Annotated in this window: 20 protein-coding genes; 13 read left to right on the top strand and 7 right to left on the bottom strand. The window is 63.9% G+C overall.

Annotated features, from left to right (window positions below; genetic code table 11):
- A complete protein-coding gene (gene lysA, locus A9D15_RS01670; RefSeq protein WP_066761139.1) occupies window positions 1-1,260 on the top strand; it encodes a diaminopimelate decarboxylase in 1,260 nt (419 codons plus the stop codon).
- Between the two features lie 7 nt (window positions 1,261-1,267).
- A complete protein-coding gene (locus A9D15_RS01665) occupies window positions 1,268-2,032 on the top strand; it encodes a precorrin-2 dehydrogenase/sirohydrochlorin ferrochelatase family protein (RefSeq protein WP_066761137.1) in 765 nt (254 codons plus the stop codon).
- Window positions 2,033-2,292: 260 nt separating this feature from the next.
- On the opposite strand, the gene ruvX is transcribed toward A9D15_RS01665, so the two are convergent.
- The 7 genes from ruvX to pyrE are packed head-to-tail and all read right to left on the bottom strand — an operon-like array spanning window position 2,293 to window position 7,704.
- Window positions 2,293-2,766, bottom strand: coding sequence for a Holliday junction resolvase RuvX (gene ruvX / locus A9D15_RS01660; RefSeq protein ID WP_066761136.1), 474 nt, complete (start codon window positions 2,764-2,766; stop codon window positions 2,293-2,295).
- Window positions 2,763-3,920 (bottom strand): DUF3089 domain-containing protein, encoded by a 1,158-nt coding sequence (locus tag A9D15_RS01655; protein WP_066761135.1) that lies wholly within the window; start codon window positions 3,918-3,920, stop codon window positions 2,763-2,765. The genes ruvX and A9D15_RS01655 overlap by 4 nt, the downstream gene beginning before the upstream one ends.
- The gene (locus tag A9D15_RS01650) at window positions 3,920-5,005 is read right to left on the bottom strand and encodes an AI-2E family transporter (RefSeq protein WP_066761134.1); all 1,086 of its coding nucleotides are present in this window, start codon (window positions 5,003-5,005) and stop codon (window positions 3,920-3,922) included. Before A9D15_RS01650 ends, A9D15_RS01655 begins: the two co-directional genes overlap by 1 nt.
- On the bottom strand, window positions 5,005-5,934 hold the full coding sequence (gene lepB, locus A9D15_RS01645; RefSeq protein WP_066761133.1) for a signal peptidase I: 930 nt from the start codon (window positions 5,932-5,934) through the stop codon (window positions 5,005-5,007). The genes A9D15_RS01650 and lepB overlap by 1 nt, the downstream gene beginning before the upstream one ends.
- Window positions 5,918-6,352 carry a holo-ACP synthase gene (gene acpS / locus A9D15_RS01640; protein WP_066761131.1) on the bottom strand — a complete coding sequence of 145 codons (435 nt, stop codon included), beginning with the start codon at window positions 6,350-6,352 and terminating at the stop codon, window positions 5,918-5,920. Before acpS ends, lepB begins: the two co-directional genes overlap by 17 nt.
- Window positions 6,349-7,104, bottom strand: coding sequence for a pyridoxine 5'-phosphate synthase (locus tag A9D15_RS01635; protein WP_066761271.1), 756 nt, complete (start codon window positions 7,102-7,104; stop codon window positions 6,349-6,351). The genes acpS and A9D15_RS01635 overlap by 4 nt, the downstream gene beginning before the upstream one ends.
- 15 nt (window positions 7,105-7,119) lie before the next feature.
- Window positions 7,120-7,704 carry an orotate phosphoribosyltransferase gene (gene pyrE / locus A9D15_RS01630; RefSeq protein ID WP_066761129.1) on the bottom strand — a complete coding sequence of 195 codons (585 nt, stop codon included), beginning with the start codon at window positions 7,702-7,704 and terminating at the stop codon, window positions 7,120-7,122.
- Window positions 7,705-7,973: 269 nt separating this feature from the next.
- Here pyrE and coxB point away from each other — a divergent pair, with 269 nt between their 5' ends.
- From coxB to A9D15_RS01580, 11 genes are all read left to right on the top strand, one after another.
- Window positions 7,974-8,987, top strand: coding sequence for a cytochrome c oxidase subunit II (gene coxB, locus A9D15_RS01625; protein ID WP_066761127.1), 1,014 nt, complete (start codon window positions 7,974-7,976; stop codon window positions 8,985-8,987).
- Between the two features lie 25 nt (window positions 8,988-9,012).
- Window positions 9,013-10,710: a cytochrome c oxidase subunit I gene (gene ctaD / locus A9D15_RS01620; protein ID WP_066761125.1), complete on the top strand. Its 1,698-nt coding sequence runs from the start codon at window positions 9,013-9,015 to the stop codon at window positions 10,708-10,710.
- Between the two features lie 123 nt (window positions 10,711-10,833).
- Window positions 10,834-11,754, top strand: coding sequence for a heme o synthase (locus A9D15_RS01615; RefSeq protein ID WP_066761119.1), 921 nt, complete (start codon window positions 10,834-10,836; stop codon window positions 11,752-11,754).
- Window positions 11,751-11,921 carry a hypothetical protein gene (locus tag A9D15_RS16690; RefSeq protein WP_172807434.1) on the top strand — a complete coding sequence of 57 codons (171 nt, stop codon included), beginning with the start codon at window positions 11,751-11,753 and terminating at the stop codon, window positions 11,919-11,921. The genes A9D15_RS01615 and A9D15_RS16690 overlap by 4 nt, the downstream gene beginning before the upstream one ends.
- The gene (locus A9D15_RS01610) at window positions 11,918-12,496 is read left to right on the top strand and encodes a cytochrome c oxidase assembly protein (RefSeq protein ID WP_066761117.1); all 579 of its coding nucleotides are present in this window, start codon (window positions 11,918-11,920) and stop codon (window positions 12,494-12,496) included. Before A9D15_RS16690 ends, A9D15_RS01610 begins: the two co-directional genes overlap by 4 nt.
- A 136-nt stretch (window positions 12,497-12,632) precedes the next feature.
- Window positions 12,633-13,454 (top strand): cytochrome c oxidase subunit 3, encoded by an 822-nt coding sequence (locus tag A9D15_RS01605; RefSeq protein WP_066761115.1) that lies wholly within the window; start codon window positions 12,633-12,635, stop codon window positions 13,452-13,454.
- A complete protein-coding gene (locus tag A9D15_RS01600; protein ID WP_229660352.1) occupies window positions 13,454-13,894 on the top strand; it encodes a DUF983 domain-containing protein in 441 nt (146 codons plus the stop codon). The genes A9D15_RS01605 and A9D15_RS01600 overlap by 1 nt, the downstream gene beginning before the upstream one ends.
- Window positions 13,891-14,478, top strand: a complete 588-nt coding sequence (locus tag A9D15_RS01595; RefSeq protein ID WP_308419915.1) for an SURF1 family cytochrome oxidase biogenesis protein — start codon at window positions 13,891-13,893, stop codon at window positions 14,476-14,478. The genes A9D15_RS01600 and A9D15_RS01595 overlap by 4 nt, the downstream gene beginning before the upstream one ends.
- Window positions 14,479-14,489: 11 nt before the next feature.
- Window positions 14,490-15,893, top strand: a complete 1,404-nt coding sequence (thrC, locus tag A9D15_RS01590) for a threonine synthase (RefSeq protein ID WP_066761113.1) — start codon at window positions 14,490-14,492, stop codon at window positions 15,891-15,893.
- The gene (locus A9D15_RS01585; protein ID WP_066761110.1) at window positions 15,893-16,786 is read left to right on the top strand and encodes a class I SAM-dependent methyltransferase; all 894 of its coding nucleotides are present in this window, start codon (window positions 15,893-15,895) and stop codon (window positions 16,784-16,786) included. The genes thrC and A9D15_RS01585 overlap by 1 nt, the downstream gene beginning before the upstream one ends.
- Window positions 16,787-16,788: 2 nt before the next feature.
- The gene (locus tag A9D15_RS01580; protein WP_066761267.1) at window positions 16,789-17,160 is read left to right on the top strand and encodes a dihydroneopterin aldolase; all 372 of its coding nucleotides are present in this window, start codon (window positions 16,789-16,791) and stop codon (window positions 17,158-17,160) included.
- The last annotated feature ends 11 nt before the right edge of the window (window positions 17,161-17,171 follow it).

Genomic DNA, 17,171 nt, shown 5'->3' with positions numbered 1-17,171 from the left:
ATGGACCATTTCCAGGTGAAGAACGGCGTTCTCCACGCCGAGGACGTGGCCTTGCCGGCGATCGCCGAGGCCGTGGGCACGCCCGTCTATGTCTATTCCGAGGCGACCCTGCGCCGACACGCCCGCGTGTTCCGCGAGGCGCTTTCGATTCTGCCCAAAACGCACTTCGCTTTCGCGGTGAAGTCGAACCCGAACCTCGCCGTGCTGCGCGTGCTGAAGGAAGAAGGCTTTGGCGCCGACGTCGTCTCCATCGGCGAGGCGCGCCGCGCATTGGCGGCAGGCATTCCGGGCGCGGACATCGTCTTTTCCGGTGTCGGCAAGACCGACGAGGAAATGGCAGAAGCGCTGGAATCCGGCATCGGCCAGTTCAACCTCGAAAGCGAGGAAGAAGGCGTCGAACTTGCCCGCATCGCGCATGAAAAGGGCCTGACCGCGACCGCCGCGCTGCGCGTAAACCCCGACGTCGACGCGGGAACGCACGACAAGATCAGTACTGGCAAGGCCGACAACAAGTTCGGCGTGCCCTATTTCTCCGCCAAGGACATCTTCGCGCGCCTGTCCGCATTGCCGGGCATGAACCTGCGCGGTCTGGCCGTACACATCGGCAGCCAGATCACCAACCTCGACCCCAGCCGCGCCGCCTTTGCCAAGATGGGCGTGCTGCTGGCCGACCTTCGGGCAGCGGGCCACACGATCACGCACCTCGATCTGGGCGGCGGGCTTGGCGTGCCCTATCGCGTGGGAGAGCAGCTTCCCGGCCCTGACGATTATGCCGCGATGGTTGCGGAGGTGACGAAGGACTGGGACGTTACCGTCATGTTCGAACCGGGCCGCGTCATCACCGGCAATTCGGGCGTGTTGGTCAGCAAGGTCGTGCGGGTGAAGCGCGGGGCGAACAATCCTTTCGTCGTCGTCGATGCGGCGATGAACGATCTCGCTCGCCCGGCCATGTACGATGCCTGGCACGATTGCGTCGCTGTGCGCCCAAGTGGCGAGACGATGACCGCGAATGTCGTCGGACCGATCTGCGAAAGCTCCGACACCTTTGCCAGGAACCGCGAGATGGATGCCGTCACGACCGGCGATCTTGTCGCGTTCCGCACGGCGGGAGCCTATGGCGCGACGATGGCGAACACCTACAACTCGCGCCCGCTTGTGCCCGAAGTGCTGGTGAGCGGCGACAGGTATGCCGTCGTTGCCAACCGCATCGAACCGGCCACGATCCTCGCGGCCGAGCAGGTGCCGGACTGGCTGAAGTGATCGCCTGATGCAGTCGCTCCCGCTTTTCTTCCGCATTGCTGGCCGTAAGGTCGTCGTGCTGGGGCAGGGCGAGGCTGCCGATGCCAAACGCCGCCTTGTTGAACGCGCAGGCGGCGAATGCGTGGGAGAGCCCGAGGCGCACCACGCGGTTCTGGGCTTCGTCGTGATTGAGGACGACCGTGATGCCGAGGCTGCGGCCATCCGGTTGCGATGCAAGGGATTGCTCGTCAACGTCACCGACAAGCCCGCGCTTTGCGATTTTACCGTGCCTTCGATCGTGGACCGCGATCCCGTGCTGATTGCCGTGGGCACGGGCGGGGCTTCGGCGGGGCTGGCCAAGATCCTGCGCCTGAGGATCGAGCGCCTGCTGCCGCAAGGGTTGGGCCGACTGGCCGAGGCTCTGCGCGATGCGAGAGATGCCATGAAGGCGCGTTGGGCAAAACCTGCCGAATGCCGCCGCGCGCTCGACGCCGCGCTGGACGAGGGCGGGGCGCTCGACATCATGGCGGCGCAGGGGCCTGACGCGGTCGCGGGTTGGATCGCCAGCAGCGCGGACAGCGCGCCGAGCGGGCTTCACGAGATCGTTCTGCGCTCCACCGATCCAGACGATCTGACGCTGCGCGAGGCGCGGCTTTTGGGCAGCGCGGATGTCGTCGCGCACGATCCTGCCGTGTCCGAAGCATTACTGGTTCGCGCCCGCGCCGATGCCGTCCGCACGGGACCTGAAGATACCGCGCATGACGGGTTGGTCGTCGTTCTTAGACTGTCTTGAGAAATTGCCGTGCGGGCGCAGGGGTTTTGGCCCTCATCAGCGTTAACGGCTTTGCAAGGTTCCTGACATATCTCGTTACTTGCAAGTAAGAGACCAACCAGGAGACCAGTCATGATCGTAGCAATGGCAGCCGCAGGCGTCGGCATCAGCTTTGCAGCTTCGGTTTGGGCAACCAAGCAGATTGCTGCCCAGGACGAAGCCAAGGCTTAATCTCTCTCGCGTGATCCCTGCCCGCAGTGTCGGGCAGGGGGATCGCACCTTTATCCCAGCCCGTCCTGAACCAGCGCGTCGAGCGCGCCCTGCAGGATGACGGCTGCCGCGTGAGAGTCGATGCGTTCGGCCCGTTTGGCGCGGCTCATGTCCTGTTCGATCATCGCGCGCTCTGCGCCGACCGTGGACAGGCGTTCATCCCATAACAGGATCGGCAGCGCGAAAGCTGCATCGAGATTGCGGGCAAGCGCCCGTGTCGCCTGCGCACGCGGGCCTTCGGTGCCGTCCATGTTTCTGGGCAGCCCGATCACCACGCCCTTCACGTCGCGTTCGCCGACCAGCGTTTCCAGCGCAGCCTTCAGCGGCCCGAACTTGCCGCGCGGCAGCGTCTTTCCCGCCGTGGCGAAGCGCCAGCCCGCATCGCACGTGGCAACGCCCACGGTCTTCGTGCCGGGGTCGAGCCCCAATAGCACGCCGCCTTCGGGCAGAAGGTCGGCGAATTCGCGCGCGTTTTCGAGGATCATTGCGCCGCTGCGGTGGCCGGAGCGCCAGGCGCCCCGCCGCCATGTGTCTTCAGCCAGCCGGCCTCGCGCCTGGCGAAGTCCTGCCGCACGTTCATCCAGAACAGCGGGATGTCATAAACGTGATAGTTGTTCCCCGGGAGGACTGCGTTGCCCATTTCCGGCGGGTCGCCGATCAGCAGGAGGTTGTCCTCGCTACAGCGCGCAGGAACCGCGCCCACCACGATTTCGCCGCCCGTGAAGTTGCCGTTGGGCACCAGCGTGCCAAGGTTGTCGCTTGCCGGGGCATCACCGCCCACGGTGCCAAGGATCGGATTGGTGCAGAGCGTGTCGGCCTTCGTGAGCGGCTTGCCGTCCAGCGTCGGCCCGCGTTCGTAAGCGTCGAACAGCAGTTCGGCATCGGCAGGCTCGGCATAGCTCTGCCAGCTCAGCACACAGCCCGACTGGCTGTCGGTGGCGCAAGCGGGCAGGCCCATGGCAGGCAGATCCCGCTCCATCGATACCGGCCAGCCGGCAATATACGCGGCGACGACCCGGTCGGCGAGCGGGGTGCCCGCCACCTTCTCCGCCAGAATCCGCTTCAGGTGCAGCGCGCCCTGACTGTGCCCGGCCAGCACGATCGGCACGTCCTTCCCCGTCGTCGCGACGAAATAATCGAAAGCCTGCGCCAAGTCGTTGTAGGCCAGGTCGAAGGCCTTGGTCGTATTCTCGCCTGAAGCTAGAAATGCTCCGACCGCAGCCTGGCGATAGCGCGGGGCCCAGATTTCGACCGAGCGGTTGAACGGGCTGGCAAGCCCGCGCACGAACAGTTCCGCGCCCGAATTCGCCGTCTCGTCGTCCAGTGGCGCGTTCCACGCATCGCGGGCGAGGTAGCTGGTCGGATGGACGAAGAAGACTGCCGAACGCGCAGGTGTTTCGGTTCTGGGCAGGCTGTCGGGCCGCCAGCGCGCAGGGTCTGACGAGCTGTTGCCCGGGCGGCTGATCCACATCGCCGGATCTTCGTAGGCGTTACCTGTCAGCGGGTCCTGCGCCACGAAGTCGCCCTTGGGCGTGAAGGCCAGTTCAGTCAATTCCTTCGACCAGATCGTCAGGATGAAACCGGCGATGATGACGAGGACGATGCAGAAGGCGATGAAATAGAGAAACTTGCGAACCATCAGGCGGGTGTCTCCGCGTCGGGGAAGCCATCGGGCGTGCCCTTGCCGGCACGTTCACTGCGGTGTTCGAGCATGACCTTGAACATCGCGACCAGCGGATCTGCGAGGGCAAGGCCGATGATCCCGAACAGGATGCCAAGGATCAACTGCATGGCAAGAACGAGGGCAGGGGCGAGATCGACCGTCTTCTTCGCGATCATCGGTATCACGACATAACCATCGAAGGTCTGCACCACGAGATAGACGCCAAGGCAGTAGAGCGCCATGTCCGTCCCGCCAGAAAAGCCGACCAGAACCATCAGCAGGCCTGAAATGACCGCACCGATGTTGGGGATGAAGGCCAAGAGGCCCGTCAGCAAGCCCAGCAAGGCCGCCAGAGGCACCCCGTAAAGCGCGAGCGCAGCCCACGTCAGCAGGCCTTCGAACACCATGCCGACAAGCCGGCCGAACATAAGGCGGCGCAGCGCGTGGGCCATCTTGCCCGCCATTTCGAGGAAGCTTTCGCGGCTGTTGTCGGGCAGCATCCATGCGACGCCGCGTTCGTAGAGCCGTGGTTCCAGCGCAATGTAGATGCCGAGAATCAGGATCAGCAGCAGCGTGGTGACGCCGCCGATCAGCCCCCCGACCGCGCGGGTCAGCTGCCCGACGCCGCCTGCCGCCTGCTGCACGATGCCCGACATCGAATCGGCGTTGATGGCAAAGCCCTGTTTCTCGAGCCAGTTGATTACGCGAACGCCCTGTTCCTCGATGATCGAGGGGAACTGCGCGGCCTGTTCGGCAAGCTGGGTGCCGGCAAAGAACGCGACCCACGCGGCGAACAGCAGGCCGACGAACAGCACGATCGAAATGCGCGCCCCGCGGCTTAGCGGGACGACCTTGCCCAGAAGGCGCGCGCCGCCGTCGATGATCGCGGCAAAGACCATGCCGCCGAACACGACCAGCAGAGCCTGCGCCATGTAAATCGCGGTGCCGACAAGTACGACGACCAGCGACCAGACCAGCGCCTTTCGCGCCTCGAAGCGCAGTTGTGGATCGGAAATGGTTGTCGGGCTGTGCGACTGCGGGTGCGGATCGTCGACGTCCATCAGCTGTCATGCTCCCCAGTGTCGCCGCTTGCGGGCGTGGACGCGATCGCCGGGCCGCGTTCCCTTATCTCGGGCCGCAGACTGCGCCACGCGCGCCCTTCGCGCAAGGCTCCCCACCATGTCAGCGGGTTCCAACTCTCTGTTCCGTCGAGCGAAAAGGTGATGAACTCTGCCCGCCCGCCGATATTGGCGAGGGGGACGGGACCGTTCAATCCCTTGCCGGGGTTCATTTCGCGGCTGTCTGCGCTGTGATCGCGGTTGTCGCCCATCAGGAAGACGTGGCCGTCGGGAACCTCGATCTCCGCCATGTCGTCGAGCGGCTGGTTCTCCATGTGGTCGATGATCACATAGCTGGCCCCGTTGGGCAGCGTTTCTCGGCGTAGCGGCAGTTCGCAGACTTCGCCACCCGAAGGCAGCCGTTTGCGCAGGTAGGGGAAAGTGTAGGGTTCGCACGGCGCGTTGAGATCGACGGGAAGGTCGACCGGCGGTTCGACTTCCTGCGGGACGGCAACACCGTTCAGGACGATACGCCCCTTTTCGACCGCGATCCTGTCACCGGGCAGGGCAACGACGCGCTTGATCCAGTCATCGGTCGCATAAGGCGGCACAACGATGACGATGTCGCCATATTCGGGCGTTCCGGGGAACACGCGCCAATCGTCACGCGGAAGGACATGAAAGCTCGCCGAGACCCACGAATAGCCGTACGGATATTTCGACACGATCAGCCGGTCGCCGACCAGCAGGTTGGGCATCATCGAGATCGAGGGGATGTAGAACGGTTTTGCCACCAGGCTGTGGAACGCGATCACGGCCAGCAACATGACAAGGAGGCCGATGATCTCCTGTAACCAGGAGTGGCCTTCCTTGTCCTTAGGCAGCGTCTGCGGCGCTTTGCGGACCGGCTCGCCTTTACCGAACAACGGCATCGTTCAAACCTGCCTGCAAGAGGGGCCGCGCCTCGATCACTACGAAGGCTTGGGCCCAGGGGTGATCGTCGGTCAGCGTCAGGTGGACGAGGACTTCGTGGCCGTGGGGCGTGAGCTCGGCCAGCCGCGCCGCCGCGCCGCCTTCAAGCGCCAGCGTCGGCGCACCCGACGGCGCATTGACGACGCCGATGTCCTTCATAAAGACCCCGTGCTTGAACCCGGTGCCGACCGCCTTGGAGAAAGCCTCCTTGGCGGCGAACCGCTTGGCGTAAGTACCTGCGCGGGTGTGCGGGCGACGCGCAGCCTTGCCACGTTCGACCTCGGTAAAAACGCGCAGTTCGAAACGCTCGCCGAACCGGTCCAGCGAGTTCTGGATCCGCTCGATATTGCAGAGGTCTGAGCCCATGCCGATGATCATCGGGCTTCGTCCATCAGTTCGCGCATCCGGCGCACAGCGTTCTCCAGCCCGACGAAAACAGCCTCACCGATCAGGTAGTGCCCGATGTTCAGCTCCGCCAGTTGCGGGATGGCCGCGATGGGGGTGACGTTTTCATAAGTCAGACCGTGGCCGGCATGGGGTTCGATCCCGTTCTTGGCTGCCAGCGCCGCCATGTCGGTAATGCGCTTCAACTCGCGTGCGGTGCGTTCGCTGTCGCCGTCAAGATGCGCGTGGGCATATTCGCCGGTGTGAAACTCGACCACCGGCGCGCCGAGCTTCATCGCGGCTTCGATCTGGCGTTCCTCGGCTTCGATGAACAGCGACACGCGAATGCCCGCATCGGCCAGACGCGCACATATCGGCGCGAGGCGATTGTGCTGGCCTGCTGCGTCGAGCCCGCCTTCGGTCGTGCGCTCCTCGCGCTTTTCGGGGACGATGCAGGCCGCGTGCGGCGCGTGGGCGAGAGCTATTTCCAGCATCTCGTCCGTCGCCGCCATCTCGAGATTCAGCGGCAGGCCGGTAGCCGACTGGATGCGGGCGAGGTCGCCGTCGCGGATGTGGCGGCGATCCTCGCGCAAGTGCGCGGTAATGCCGTCACCGCCCACGGCCGCGACGATTTCCGCCGCGCGCACGGGATCGGGATGGTCGCCGCCGCGCGCATTGCGGATGGTGGCGACGTGATCGATGTTTACCCCTAGGCGCAGCCTATCGGGTCGGGGGCCTTCGCTCACCACTGCTCTTTATCCTTATGCGGCCTTGCGGCTTCCGGGCTTAACGGCGGGCGTCGCGGCCAGTTCCTCGGGCAGCTCGTCCTCGGCGTAAGTCGGGAAAGTCAGCGAGACGAGCGGCTGGAACGGCACGTCGAACTCGATCTCGCCGCCGGTGCGGTCGACGAGACAGGCAAGCGCGATGACCTTGCCGCCCTCGTCCTCGATCGCCTTGATCGCCTCGCGGCTGGAAAGGCCGGTGGTTACGACGTCTTCGACCATCAGGACCTTCTCGCCCGGCTCGATCGAGAATCCGCGGCGCAGTTCGAAGGTGCCGGTGGGGCGTTCGACGAAAATGGCATCGACATTCAGCGCGCGGCCCATTTCATGCCCGATGATGAGGCCGCCCATCGCGGGCGAGACGACCTTGTCGATTTTTCCCCGAAGGTCACGGGGCAGCTTTGCAGCCAGCGCCACGGCCAGCCGGCCCGCGCGATCAGGGCTCATCAGAACGCGCGCGCACTGTAGGTAATGTGCGCTGTGACGGCCCGAGGAGAGCAGGAAATGCCCTTCGAGCAATGCGCCTGCTGCGCGGAATTCGGAGAGGACTTCTTCGTCGGTCATGCGTTTCTTTCCCGGGGCCTTTGGGCCGCTGATCTGGGCCTTTCTAATGCCGCTGCGACGGTCTGGGCCAATGGTGCGATGGACCGACTGCCGCGCCGCAGTGCAAAAATATCCCCTAGAGGTGCTTGAGACAGGCCGCAAGCGCGCGTATAGGCCCCCTCGCAAGCGGACCTTCAAGGGGTGTTTTGTATCGCGTTCGGGCGCGGTGCAGCACAGGCGAAGGGGGCTGGAATACAGTTGGAACGACGCAGGAAGGCGACAGACTGGTGATGGGAATCCGCCGCACAGTTCAGTATATTGCAGGGGCCGCGACGACGCTCGCCCTCCTGCCGCAGGCGGCTCTCGCCGCAGTAGCGACCACCGAGGCACCTGTTGGCGAGGCACCCGTTGCCGAAGCAACCGAGGCCGCGGCCGCAGCAGCGGGCGGTTACGTCCCGATGGCTCCGACGCCGGGCAAGGGCATGCCGGTTGACGGCGGCATCTGGTTCCAGGACCAGTATTCGCCGATCGGCGACTACGGTTCGTGGATGCACGATGCGCTGCTCATGCCGCTCATCACGGTCATCTCGCTGTTCGTTCTTCTCCTGCTGCTCTGGGTCATGGTGCGCTATCGCCGCGGCAAGAACCCGACACCGTCAAAGACCAGCCACAACACGCTGATCGAAGTCATCTGGACCGGTGTTCCGGTTCTCATCCTTCTCGGTATTGCCGTCCCGTCGATCGACCTGCTCGCCAAGCAGTACGAATCGCCGCCGGAAGACGCGCTGACCGTCAAGGTCAACGGTTACCAGTGGTACTGGGGCTACGAATATCCCGACAACGGCGGCTTCGAAGTCATCTCGAACATGCTGGACGAGGAAGAGGCGCTGGCCCGCGGTGAGCCGCACCAGCTCGCCGTCGACAATCGCATGGTCGTCCCCGCCGGCGTTCCGATCCGCATCCAGACGATGGGCATGGACGTGATCCACTCGTTCGCCGTCCCCTCGCTCTGGTTCAAACTGGACGCGGTTCCGGGTCGCCTGAACGAGAAGGCGCTCTTCATCAAGGAACCCGGCGTCTATTACGGTCAGTGCTCGGAACTGTGCGGCGTGCGCCATGGCTACATGCCGATCGCGGTCGAAGCTCTTCCCAAGGAAGAATTCGAAGCATGGGTTCTCGAACAGGGCGGTGAACTCGCCGGCGCCAAGGAAGAAGCAGCTGCTCCCGCCGCTGCCGACGAGGGCGAGGCCGAAGTCACCACCGAGGGCGACGAGCCCGCCGCCGCCGACGTCACGACGGCCTGACCAGATATTCGCATAGGGTAACATCATGGCTACCACAGCAACCCCTGAAACGCTGCCGGCACACGACGACGCGCACGACCTGCACAGCCACGCAGATCACAAGCCGCCGTTCTTCCAGCGCTGGTTCATGTCCACCAACCACAAGGACATCGGCACCCTCTACCTGATCTTCGCGATCTTCGCGGGCGTCGTCGGTGGTGCGATTTCCGGCATCATGCGTGCCGAACTCGCGGCCCCGGGCATCCAGTACCTCGGCTGGTGGACCTCGTTCCTCGGCGGCGACGGTGCGAACTTCGACGAAACGCTCCACCTGTGGAACGTCCTGATCTCGGCCCACGGCCTGATCATGGTCTTCTTCATGGTCATGCCGGCCGTCATCGGCGGTTTCGGCAACTGGTTCGTGCCCATCATGATCGGCGCGCCCGACATGGCGTTCCCGCGCATGAACAACATCTCGTTCTGGTTGACGTTCGTCGCCTTCTGCTCGTTGATGATGTCGGCCTTTGTGCCCGGCGGAACGGGCAATGGCGCGGGCACCGGCTGGACGGTCTATGCCCCGCTGTCGACTTCCGGTTCGCCCGGACCTGCCGTCGACTTCGCGATCTTCTCGCTGCACCTTGCCGGTGCCAGCTCGATCATGGGCGCGATCAACTTCATCACCACCATCTTCAACATGCGTGCGCCGGGCATGACCCTGCACAAGATGCCGCTGTTCGTTTGGTCGGTGCTGGTTACCGCCTTCCTGCTGCTGCTGGCCCTTCCGGTCCTGGCCGCCGCGATCACCATGCTGCTGACCGATCGTAACTTCGGTACGACGTTCTTCGATCCGGCCGGTGGCGGTGACCCGATCCTGTACCAGCACCTTTTCTGGTTCTTCGGTCACCCCGAAGTGTACATCATGATCCTGCCGGGCTTCGGCATCATCTCGCAGATCATCTCGACCTTCAGCCGCAAGCCGGTCTTCGGTTACCTCGGCATGGCCTATGCCATGGTCGCGATCGGCGTGGTCGGCTTCATCGTGTGGGCGCACCACATGTACACGGTCGGCCTGTCGGTTAACGAGAAGATGTACTTCACGGCCGCCACGATGGTCATCGCGGTTCCGACCGGCATCAAGATCTTTTCGTGGATCGCGACGATGTGGGGCGGCAGCCTTGAATTCAAGTCGCCCATGTGGTGGGCCCTTGGCTTCATCTTCCTGTTCACCGTCGGTGGCGTCACGGGCGTCGTGCTGGCCAACGGCGGCATCGACGACAACCTGCACGACACGTACTATGTCGTCGCGCACTTCCACTACGTTCTGTCGCTGGGCGCGGTTACCGCTCTCTTCGCTGGCTGGTGGTACTGGTTCCCGAAGATGTTCGGCAAGATGCACTCCGAGTTCCTCGCGAAGCTGCAGTTCATCGTCTTCTTCGTGGGCGTGAACACGCTGTTCTTCCCGATGCACTTCCTCGGCATGCAGGGTATGCCCCGTCGCTATCCCGACTATGCCCCGGCTTTCGAGCTGTGGAACAAGGTCGCGACCGACGGCTACATGATCATGTCGATCTCGGTCGCCATCTTCTTCATCAACGTCTTCTACTCGCTGATCGCCGGCAAGAAGGCTGCCCCGAACTACTGGGGTGAAGGTGCCACGACGCTGGAATGGACGCTGTCCAGCCCGCCGCCGTTCCACCAGTTCGAGACCCTGCCGGTCATCGACGACAAGGCCGGCGCCCACTGAGGCACCGGGACACCGCGATCACCAAGGCGCCCCGGGATCTGATCCCGGGGCGTTCTGTTTGAGGTAACACGTTCGCCCAATGGCGGGCTTCCAACACCGGACCGCATGGTTCATAGGGCACCGATGATCACCACCGATCATTCCGTACTGATCCCCAGCGACTGGCGCGATTTTCTCGCGCTGACGAAGCCGCGCGTGATGACGCTGGTCGTCTTCACCGGCTTGTGCGGCCTTTTGGCGGCACCGGGCAGCATCCATCCCGTTATCGGCGCAATCGTGATCCTGTGCATCGCGGTCGGCGCAGGCGGCGCAGCGGCGCTGAACCAGTGGTACGAGGCCGAGATCGACGCGCAGATGAAGCGCACGGCAAAGCGGCCAATTCCCGCAGGCCGCATGGCGCGCACCGACGCGCGCGACTTCGGCATCGCGCTTTCGGCAGGCTCTGTCATCGTCATGGGGCTGGCCGCAGGATGGCTGACGGCGGCGCTGCTTGCCGTCTCCATCGTCTACTACGCCGTCGTCTACACAATCTGGCTGAAGCCGCGCACGCCGCAGAACATCGTCGTTGGGGGCGGGGCAGGGGCCTTCCCGCCGCTGATCGGCTGGGTCGCGGTGACGGGCGATGTCACGTTGATGCCGATCGTGCTCTTCGCGATCATCTTCATGTGGACCCCGCCGCACTTCTGGGCGCTCGCGCTTTTCGTGAAGACCGATTACGCCAAGGTCGGAATTCCGATGATGCCGGTCGTCGCGGGCGAAAAGTCGACCCGCCGGCAGATCCTGATCTACGCGGTCCTGCTCGTGCCCGTCGCGCTTGCGCCGTGGTATCTGGGCTCGGCAGGCCTGATCTACGCGGTCAGCGCCGCACTGCTGTCGATCGCCTTCGTCGCCCTATCGGTGCCGGTCGGTCTTCGCACCAGCGCCGAGGAAGACGCGATGAAGCCTGAAAAGCGCCTCTTCGCCTTCTCGATACTGTATCTTTTTGTCCTGTTTGGCGCGCTCGTTGCCGACAGGCTCATCTACAACGCAGGACTGATCGCATGACGCCTGAAGATCAGAAACAACTCGAAGCTCGCCGCAAGAGCCGGAACAAGGCGCTTGGCCTCGTTCTCGTCGGCCTCGTGATCCTGTTCTTCGCGCTCACCATCGTGCGCTTCCCCGATGAAGAAGATCGCGCTGCCTACGAGGCAGAGCTGGAGGCGTCGCGATGAGCGCGGCAGACGCGACGGCGGCCAGCGATACCGATCAGCCGAAGAGCAACCTCCGCGTTGGCATGTTCGCGCTCGGTATCGCGGTCGCCATGCTGGGCCTGGGTTACGCCTCTGTTCCGCTTTACCGCATGTTCTGCCAGGTCACCGGCCTTGGCGGCACGACACAGCGGGTGGACGAAGCACAGGCTGCCAGCATCGAGGTGGCTGCCGGCAAGACGATCACGGTGCGATTCGACGCCAACACCGATCCGGGCCTTCCTTGGGAATTCCGGCCCGAGCGTCCCAAGCAGAAAGTGACGATCGGCCAGCGTGACATGGCGACTTTCGTGGCGCGCAACGATTCAGACAAGCCGATCACCGGGACCGCGACTTTCAACGTCACGCCGACGCAGGCGGGGGTCTATTTCAACAAGATCCAGTGTTTCTGCTTCACCGAGCAGACGCTGAAACCCGGGCAGGAAATGCGGATGCCGGTGCTTTTCTACATCGATCCGGAATACCTCAACGACCCGGATACGAAGGATGTCGGGGCGGTCACGCTCAGCTATACCTTCTACGAAAGCGCGGATAGCTAACCGCTAACCGGCGAAAAGGCGCGCAAAGGCTCTGGACCGGGCGCGCAGGCGGGGTTAAAGGCCCCGTCAAACCGATTGGGCGGACCCGTCACCGGATCCGCAGTGCTCAAAGGCTGGAAACTCAGGGGACCGTATAATGGCCGGCGCTAAGAACCACGATTACCACATTCTGCCGGCAGATCCCTGGCCGCTCATCACTTCGGTCAGCGCCTTCGTGATGACGACGGGTCTTGCCTTTTTCATGCATGACTACCCGTTCGGCACCTACCTGCTGATCGCCGGCTTCCTCGGCCTCATCATCTCGATGTTCAGCTGGTTCGGCAACATCATCAAGGAAGCACACGCTGGCGATCACACGCCGGTTGTGCAGCTTCACCAGCGTTACGGCATGATCCTGTTCATCGCTTCGGAAGTGATGTTTTTCGTCGGCTGGTTCTGGGCCTTTTTCGATTTCTCGCTCTTTCCCTCGGCCCTGACCGAGGTGGTTGACGGCCAGTGGCCGCCCAAGGCGATCGAAGCGGTGATGAACCCGTGGGACCTCCCGCTGCTCAACACGCTTATCCTGCTCTGCTCGGGCACGACCGTTACCTGGGCGCATCACTCGCTGATCAACGGCGACCGTGACGGCCTGAAGAAGGGTCTGTGGGCTACCGTCATCCTCGGCGTCGTGTTCTCGTTCATCCAGGCCTACGAATACATGCACGCGCCGTTCCCGTTCGGTGAGAACACCTACGGCTCGGCGTTCTACATGGCGACCGGCTTCCACGGTTTCCACGTCATCGTCGGTACGATCATGCTGATCGTGTGCCTCGTGCGCGCCTACAAGGGCCACTTTACGCCCAAGCAGCACTTCGGCTTCGAAGCCGCTGCGTGGTACTGGCACTTCGTCGACGTCGTGTGGCTGTTCCTCTTCGTCGCGATCTACATCTGGGGTGGCGCGGGCGCCGAATACCACTGATGAGCGACGACATGGCAGACGGGGAAGATCGCAAGTTCGAACTCCCCGCTTCCGCCAATCTCATGAAAGCCGCGGCGATGGGCGAATGCCCGCGCTGCGGCTCTCGTGCATTGTTCAAGAGCGTTGTGAGTTTTGCCGACCGGTGTTCGTCGTGCGACCTCGATTATTCGCGCTTCAACGTCGGTGACGGTCCTGCCGCGTTCCTGACGCTCGCCATCGGTACTGTGCTAGCGATCCTCGCCATCGTGGTCGACCAGTGGTTTCACCCGCCATTCTGGGTGCACGTGATCCTTTGGGTACCTCTGACGATCGGCATGGTGCTATATGGCCTCCGCATCGCGAAGGGCATGCTGCTCATCGTCGAATATCAGCGCAGCGCGCGAGAGGCGGGCAGCCTCGAGACTGGCGGGACGCGCTTGTCGCCCGGCGAAGACCAGTGATCCGCAAGCTCCCCCTGATCCCTACGATCATCGTGCTGGCCGCCGTGGCGACGATGATCGGGCTTGGCCTCTGGCAGCTCGATCGCAAGGCCGAGAAGGAAGCGCTTCTCGCCCACTATGATGCCGCGATGGGCAATCCCGATCCGGTCGTATTCCCGCTGGGCGATCCCGATCCGCACCGCTGGCTCTATCGCCAGTCCGCGCTCGATTGCCGTGATGTGCTTTCACAAGGTGCGATGAGCGGGCGCAACGCCTCGGACGAGGCAGGCTGGGCGATGACCGCGCATTGCGCCGTCGACGGCGGCGAGGCGGATATCGCCATAGGGTGGAGCCGCAATCCCGCCCCGCCCGAATGGAGCGGCGGAACGGTCACCGGCACCATCGCCCCGCTTGGCGAAAGCGTTCGTCTCGTGGTCAGTGAACCGCAGGCCGGGCTGGAGCCTTTGGCAAAGCCCAACCCGGCGGAACTCCCGAACAATCACTGGGCCTATGCCATTCAGTGGTTCTTCTTCGCGGCCACCGCGCTCGTGATCTATGCGCTCGCGCTCAAACGGCGTCTTGCGCGCAAGGGCCAGCGGGGCTAGGCGCGCGCCCCATGGAATACGTTTCGACGAGGGGCAGCGCACCGGCGCTCGATTTCCGCGGGGTCACGCTGGCAGGGCTTGCCAGCGACGGTGGCCTTTATGTGCCGCGCGCATGGCCGAGCTTTTCGAAAGACGAGATCGCCGCGCTGGCCGGGCTGCCCTATGCCGAACTCGCCGCCAAGGTCATGCAGCCGTTCATCGGCGAATGCATTGCGCCCGACCGTTTGCTCGAACTGACGAATCAGGCCTATGGCCGGTTCGCGCACAAGGCGGTGACCCCGCTCAAGCAATTCGACGAAACGCAGTGGCTCCTGGAACTGTTCCACGGCCCGACGTTGGCCTTCAAGGACGTCGCGCTTCAGCTGCTCGGCTTGCTGTTCGAGGAGTTCCTCAAGAACAGCGACCAGCATCTCACGATCGTCGGCGCGACCAGCGGCGATACCGGTTCGGCCGCGATCGATGCGGTGGCGGGGCGTGACAAGATCGACATCTTCATGCTGCACCCCAAGGGCCGCGTGTCCGAAGTGCAGCGCCGCCAGATGACGAGCGTGATCGCGCCCAATGTCCACAACATCGCCATCGAAGGCAGCTTCGACGATGCGCAGGCGATGGTGAAGCGGATGTTCGCCGATACCGCGATGACGGATCGTTTCCGCATCAGCGCGGTGAACTCGATCAACTGGGCCCGCCTGATGGCGCAGGTCGTCTATTACTTCGCCGCCGGGGTCCAGCTTGGCGCGCCGCACCGCAAGGTCGCGTTCTCGGTTCCGACGGGCAATTTCGGCGATGTCTTCGCAGGCTATGTCGCGGCGAAGATGGGCCTTCCGGTCGAGCGCCTTGTCGTGGCCACCAACGTCAACGACATCCTGCACCGCGCGATTTCCACCGGCGACTATTCGGCCCACGGCGTCACGCCCACCGATGCGCCCTCGATGGACATCCAGGTATCTTCGAACTTCGAACGGCTGCTGTTTGATGCAGGCGGGCGCGATGGTCTTGCCATGGCGGATCAGATGAAGAGCTTCGAAGCGTCGAAGGCGATGCAGCTTACCAATACGCAGCGCGACGGCGCCGCCGCCCTGTTCACCAGCGCGCGCGCCGATGCCGGACAGACGGTGGATGCCATGCGTTGGGCATGGGATAATTGCCGCGAAGTCATCGACCCGCACACCGCGATCGGCCTTCATGCCGCGCTTGAAACCAAGCTTCCCGCAGGCGTGCCGATGGTGACGCTCGCCACGGCGCATCCGGCCAAGTTCGGCCCCGCGGTCGAGAAGGCGATCGGCGAGAAGCCCGTCCTGCCCCCGCGCGTGGGTGACTTGTACGAGCGTGAGGAAGCCTTCAGCGAACTTCCCGGCACTTACGAGGCCGTGGCCGAATTCGTCGCCGAACGGGCTACGCCGAGCCCGCTGTAATGGCGGAACTGGTCGAAAACCCGATTCTGCTCTCTGGCGAGGGCTGGGATAGCTATCGCCTGATCGACAGCGGGAACGGTCGCAAGCTGGAAAGCTACGGCCCGTTCCGGTTCATCCGGCCCGAACCGCAGGCGATGTGGACGCCCCGCACGAAGGACTGGCAGGCCGATGGCGAGTTCATCCCCGCAAGTGACGAGGATGGCGGCGGTCGCTGGCATTTCAATACGCGCGTGCCCAAGGATGGCTGGCCGCTGTCATGGCGCGAGGTTAACTTCACCGCGCAGTGCACGCCCTTCCGACATCTGGGCTTCTTCCCCGACATGGCACCGGTGTGGGACTGGATGGACGCGCAGCTCGAAGGGCTGGACGATCCGCAGACCCTCAACCTGTTCGGCTATACTGGTGTCGGTTCGCTCAGCCTTGCCCGCCGTGGCCGTGTCGCCCATGTAGATGCCAGCAAGAAGTCGGTGGCGCAGGCGCGCGACAATGCCGCCGCGTCGGGCATGGAAGACGCGCCGATCCGCTGGCTTGTCGACGATGCCGCGAAGTTCGCCGCGCGCGAAGTTCGCCGCGAACGCCGCTATGACGGCATCATTCTCGATCCGCCGAAATTCGGGCGCGGTCCGGGCGGCGAGGTATGGCGCATCGAGGACGGGTTGCCCGGCCTCGTCACCGATTGCCGCAGCCTGCTCGATGCCGATTCGCGTTTTCTTTTCCTCACCGCCTATGCCGTGCGGATGAGCTCGCTCGCGCTGGCAGGGCTCTTGGCTGAAAAGTTCGCTGGCCTGCCGGGGCGGATCGAACATGGCGAGCTTGCCGTGCGTGAAGCGGGCGAGGGCGGCCGTATCCTGCCGACCGCGATTTTCGCGCGCTGGGTCAACGACGGGAACTGATGATGAGCGACAGCCTGACACTCGAGGTCGAGGATTTCGTCGTCGACGTCCTGACCGGGATCTATTCGGAAGAAACCGGCAAGCCGCAGCCGCTGCGAATTTCGATCGCGGTCGATCTGGCCATGCCCGAACGGTTCGACCCCGATACCCCGCTGTCGGCCAGCAAGAACTACATGGACCTGAAATTCGCGGCGAGCGGCGCTCTGCCCGAAGGCGTCCACTTCAAGCTGATCGAGGCTGTGGCCGAGCATATCTGCGAAACGCTGTTCCTTCAGGACGACCGCGTGAACCAGGTGAAGGTGAAGATCGTGAAGCTCGCTATTGCCGAGGCGGACGAGAAGATCGGCATGACGCTGGTGCGGAACCGGCGTTGATACCGGAGCAG

It is taken from the genome of Croceicoccus pelagius, from assembly GCF_001661915.1.
Lineage (GTDB): Bacteria > Pseudomonadota > Alphaproteobacteria > Sphingomonadales > Sphingomonadaceae > Croceicoccus > Croceicoccus pelagius.
Note: the sequence above shows the minus strand (reverse complement) of the source record. Positions and strands in the feature narration are given on the sequence as shown.

Coding starts and splice junctions, on each gene's coding strand:
- lysA (WP_066761139.1), top strand. CDS start 1: ATGGACCATTTCCAGGTGAAGAACGGCGTTCTCCACGCCGAGGACGTG.
- A9D15_RS01665 (WP_066761137.1), top strand. CDS start 1,268: ATGCAGTCGCTCCCGCTTTTCTTCCGCATTGCTGGCCGTAAGGTCGTC.
- ruvX (WP_066761136.1), bottom strand. CDS start 2,766: ATGATCCTCGAAAACGCGCGCGAATTCGCCGACCTTCTGCCCGAAGGC.
- A9D15_RS01655 (WP_066761135.1), bottom strand. CDS start 3,920: ATGGTTCGCAAGTTTCTCTATTTCATCGCCTTCTGCATCGTCCTCGTC.
- A9D15_RS01650 (WP_066761134.1), bottom strand. CDS start 5,005: ATGGACGTCGACGATCCGCACCCGCAGTCGCACAGCCCGACAACCATT.
- lepB (WP_066761133.1), bottom strand. CDS start 5,934: ATGCCGTTGTTCGGTAAAGGCGAGCCGGTCCGCAAAGCGCCGCAGACG.
- acpS (WP_066761131.1), bottom strand. CDS start 6,352: ATGATCATCGGCATGGGCTCAGACCTCTGCAATATCGAGCGGATCCAG.
- pyrE (WP_066761129.1), bottom strand. CDS start 7,704: ATGACCGACGAAGAAGTCCTCTCCGAATTCCGCGCAGCAGGCGCATTG.
- coxB (WP_066761127.1), top strand. CDS start 7,974: ATGGGAATCCGCCGCACAGTTCAGTATATTGCAGGGGCCGCGACGACG.
- ctaD (WP_066761125.1), top strand. CDS start 9,013: ATGGCTACCACAGCAACCCCTGAAACGCTGCCGGCACACGACGACGCG.
- A9D15_RS01615 (WP_066761119.1), top strand. CDS start 10,834: ATGATCACCACCGATCATTCCGTACTGATCCCCAGCGACTGGCGCGAT.
- A9D15_RS16690 (WP_172807434.1), top strand. CDS start 11,751: ATGACGCCTGAAGATCAGAAACAACTCGAAGCTCGCCGCAAGAGCCGG.
- A9D15_RS01610 (WP_066761117.1), top strand. CDS start 11,918: ATGAGCGCGGCAGACGCGACGGCGGCCAGCGATACCGATCAGCCGAAG.
- A9D15_RS01605 (WP_066761115.1), top strand. CDS start 12,633: ATGGCCGGCGCTAAGAACCACGATTACCACATTCTGCCGGCAGATCCC.
- A9D15_RS01600 (WP_229660352.1), top strand. CDS start 13,454: ATGAGCGACGACATGGCAGACGGGGAAGATCGCAAGTTCGAACTCCCC.
- thrC (WP_066761113.1), top strand. CDS start 14,490: ATGGAATACGTTTCGACGAGGGGCAGCGCACCGGCGCTCGATTTCCGC.
- A9D15_RS01585 (WP_066761110.1), top strand. CDS start 15,893: ATGGCGGAACTGGTCGAAAACCCGATTCTGCTCTCTGGCGAGGGCTGG.
- A9D15_RS01580 (WP_066761267.1), top strand. CDS start 16,789: ATGAGCGACAGCCTGACACTCGAGGTCGAGGATTTCGTCGTCGACGTC.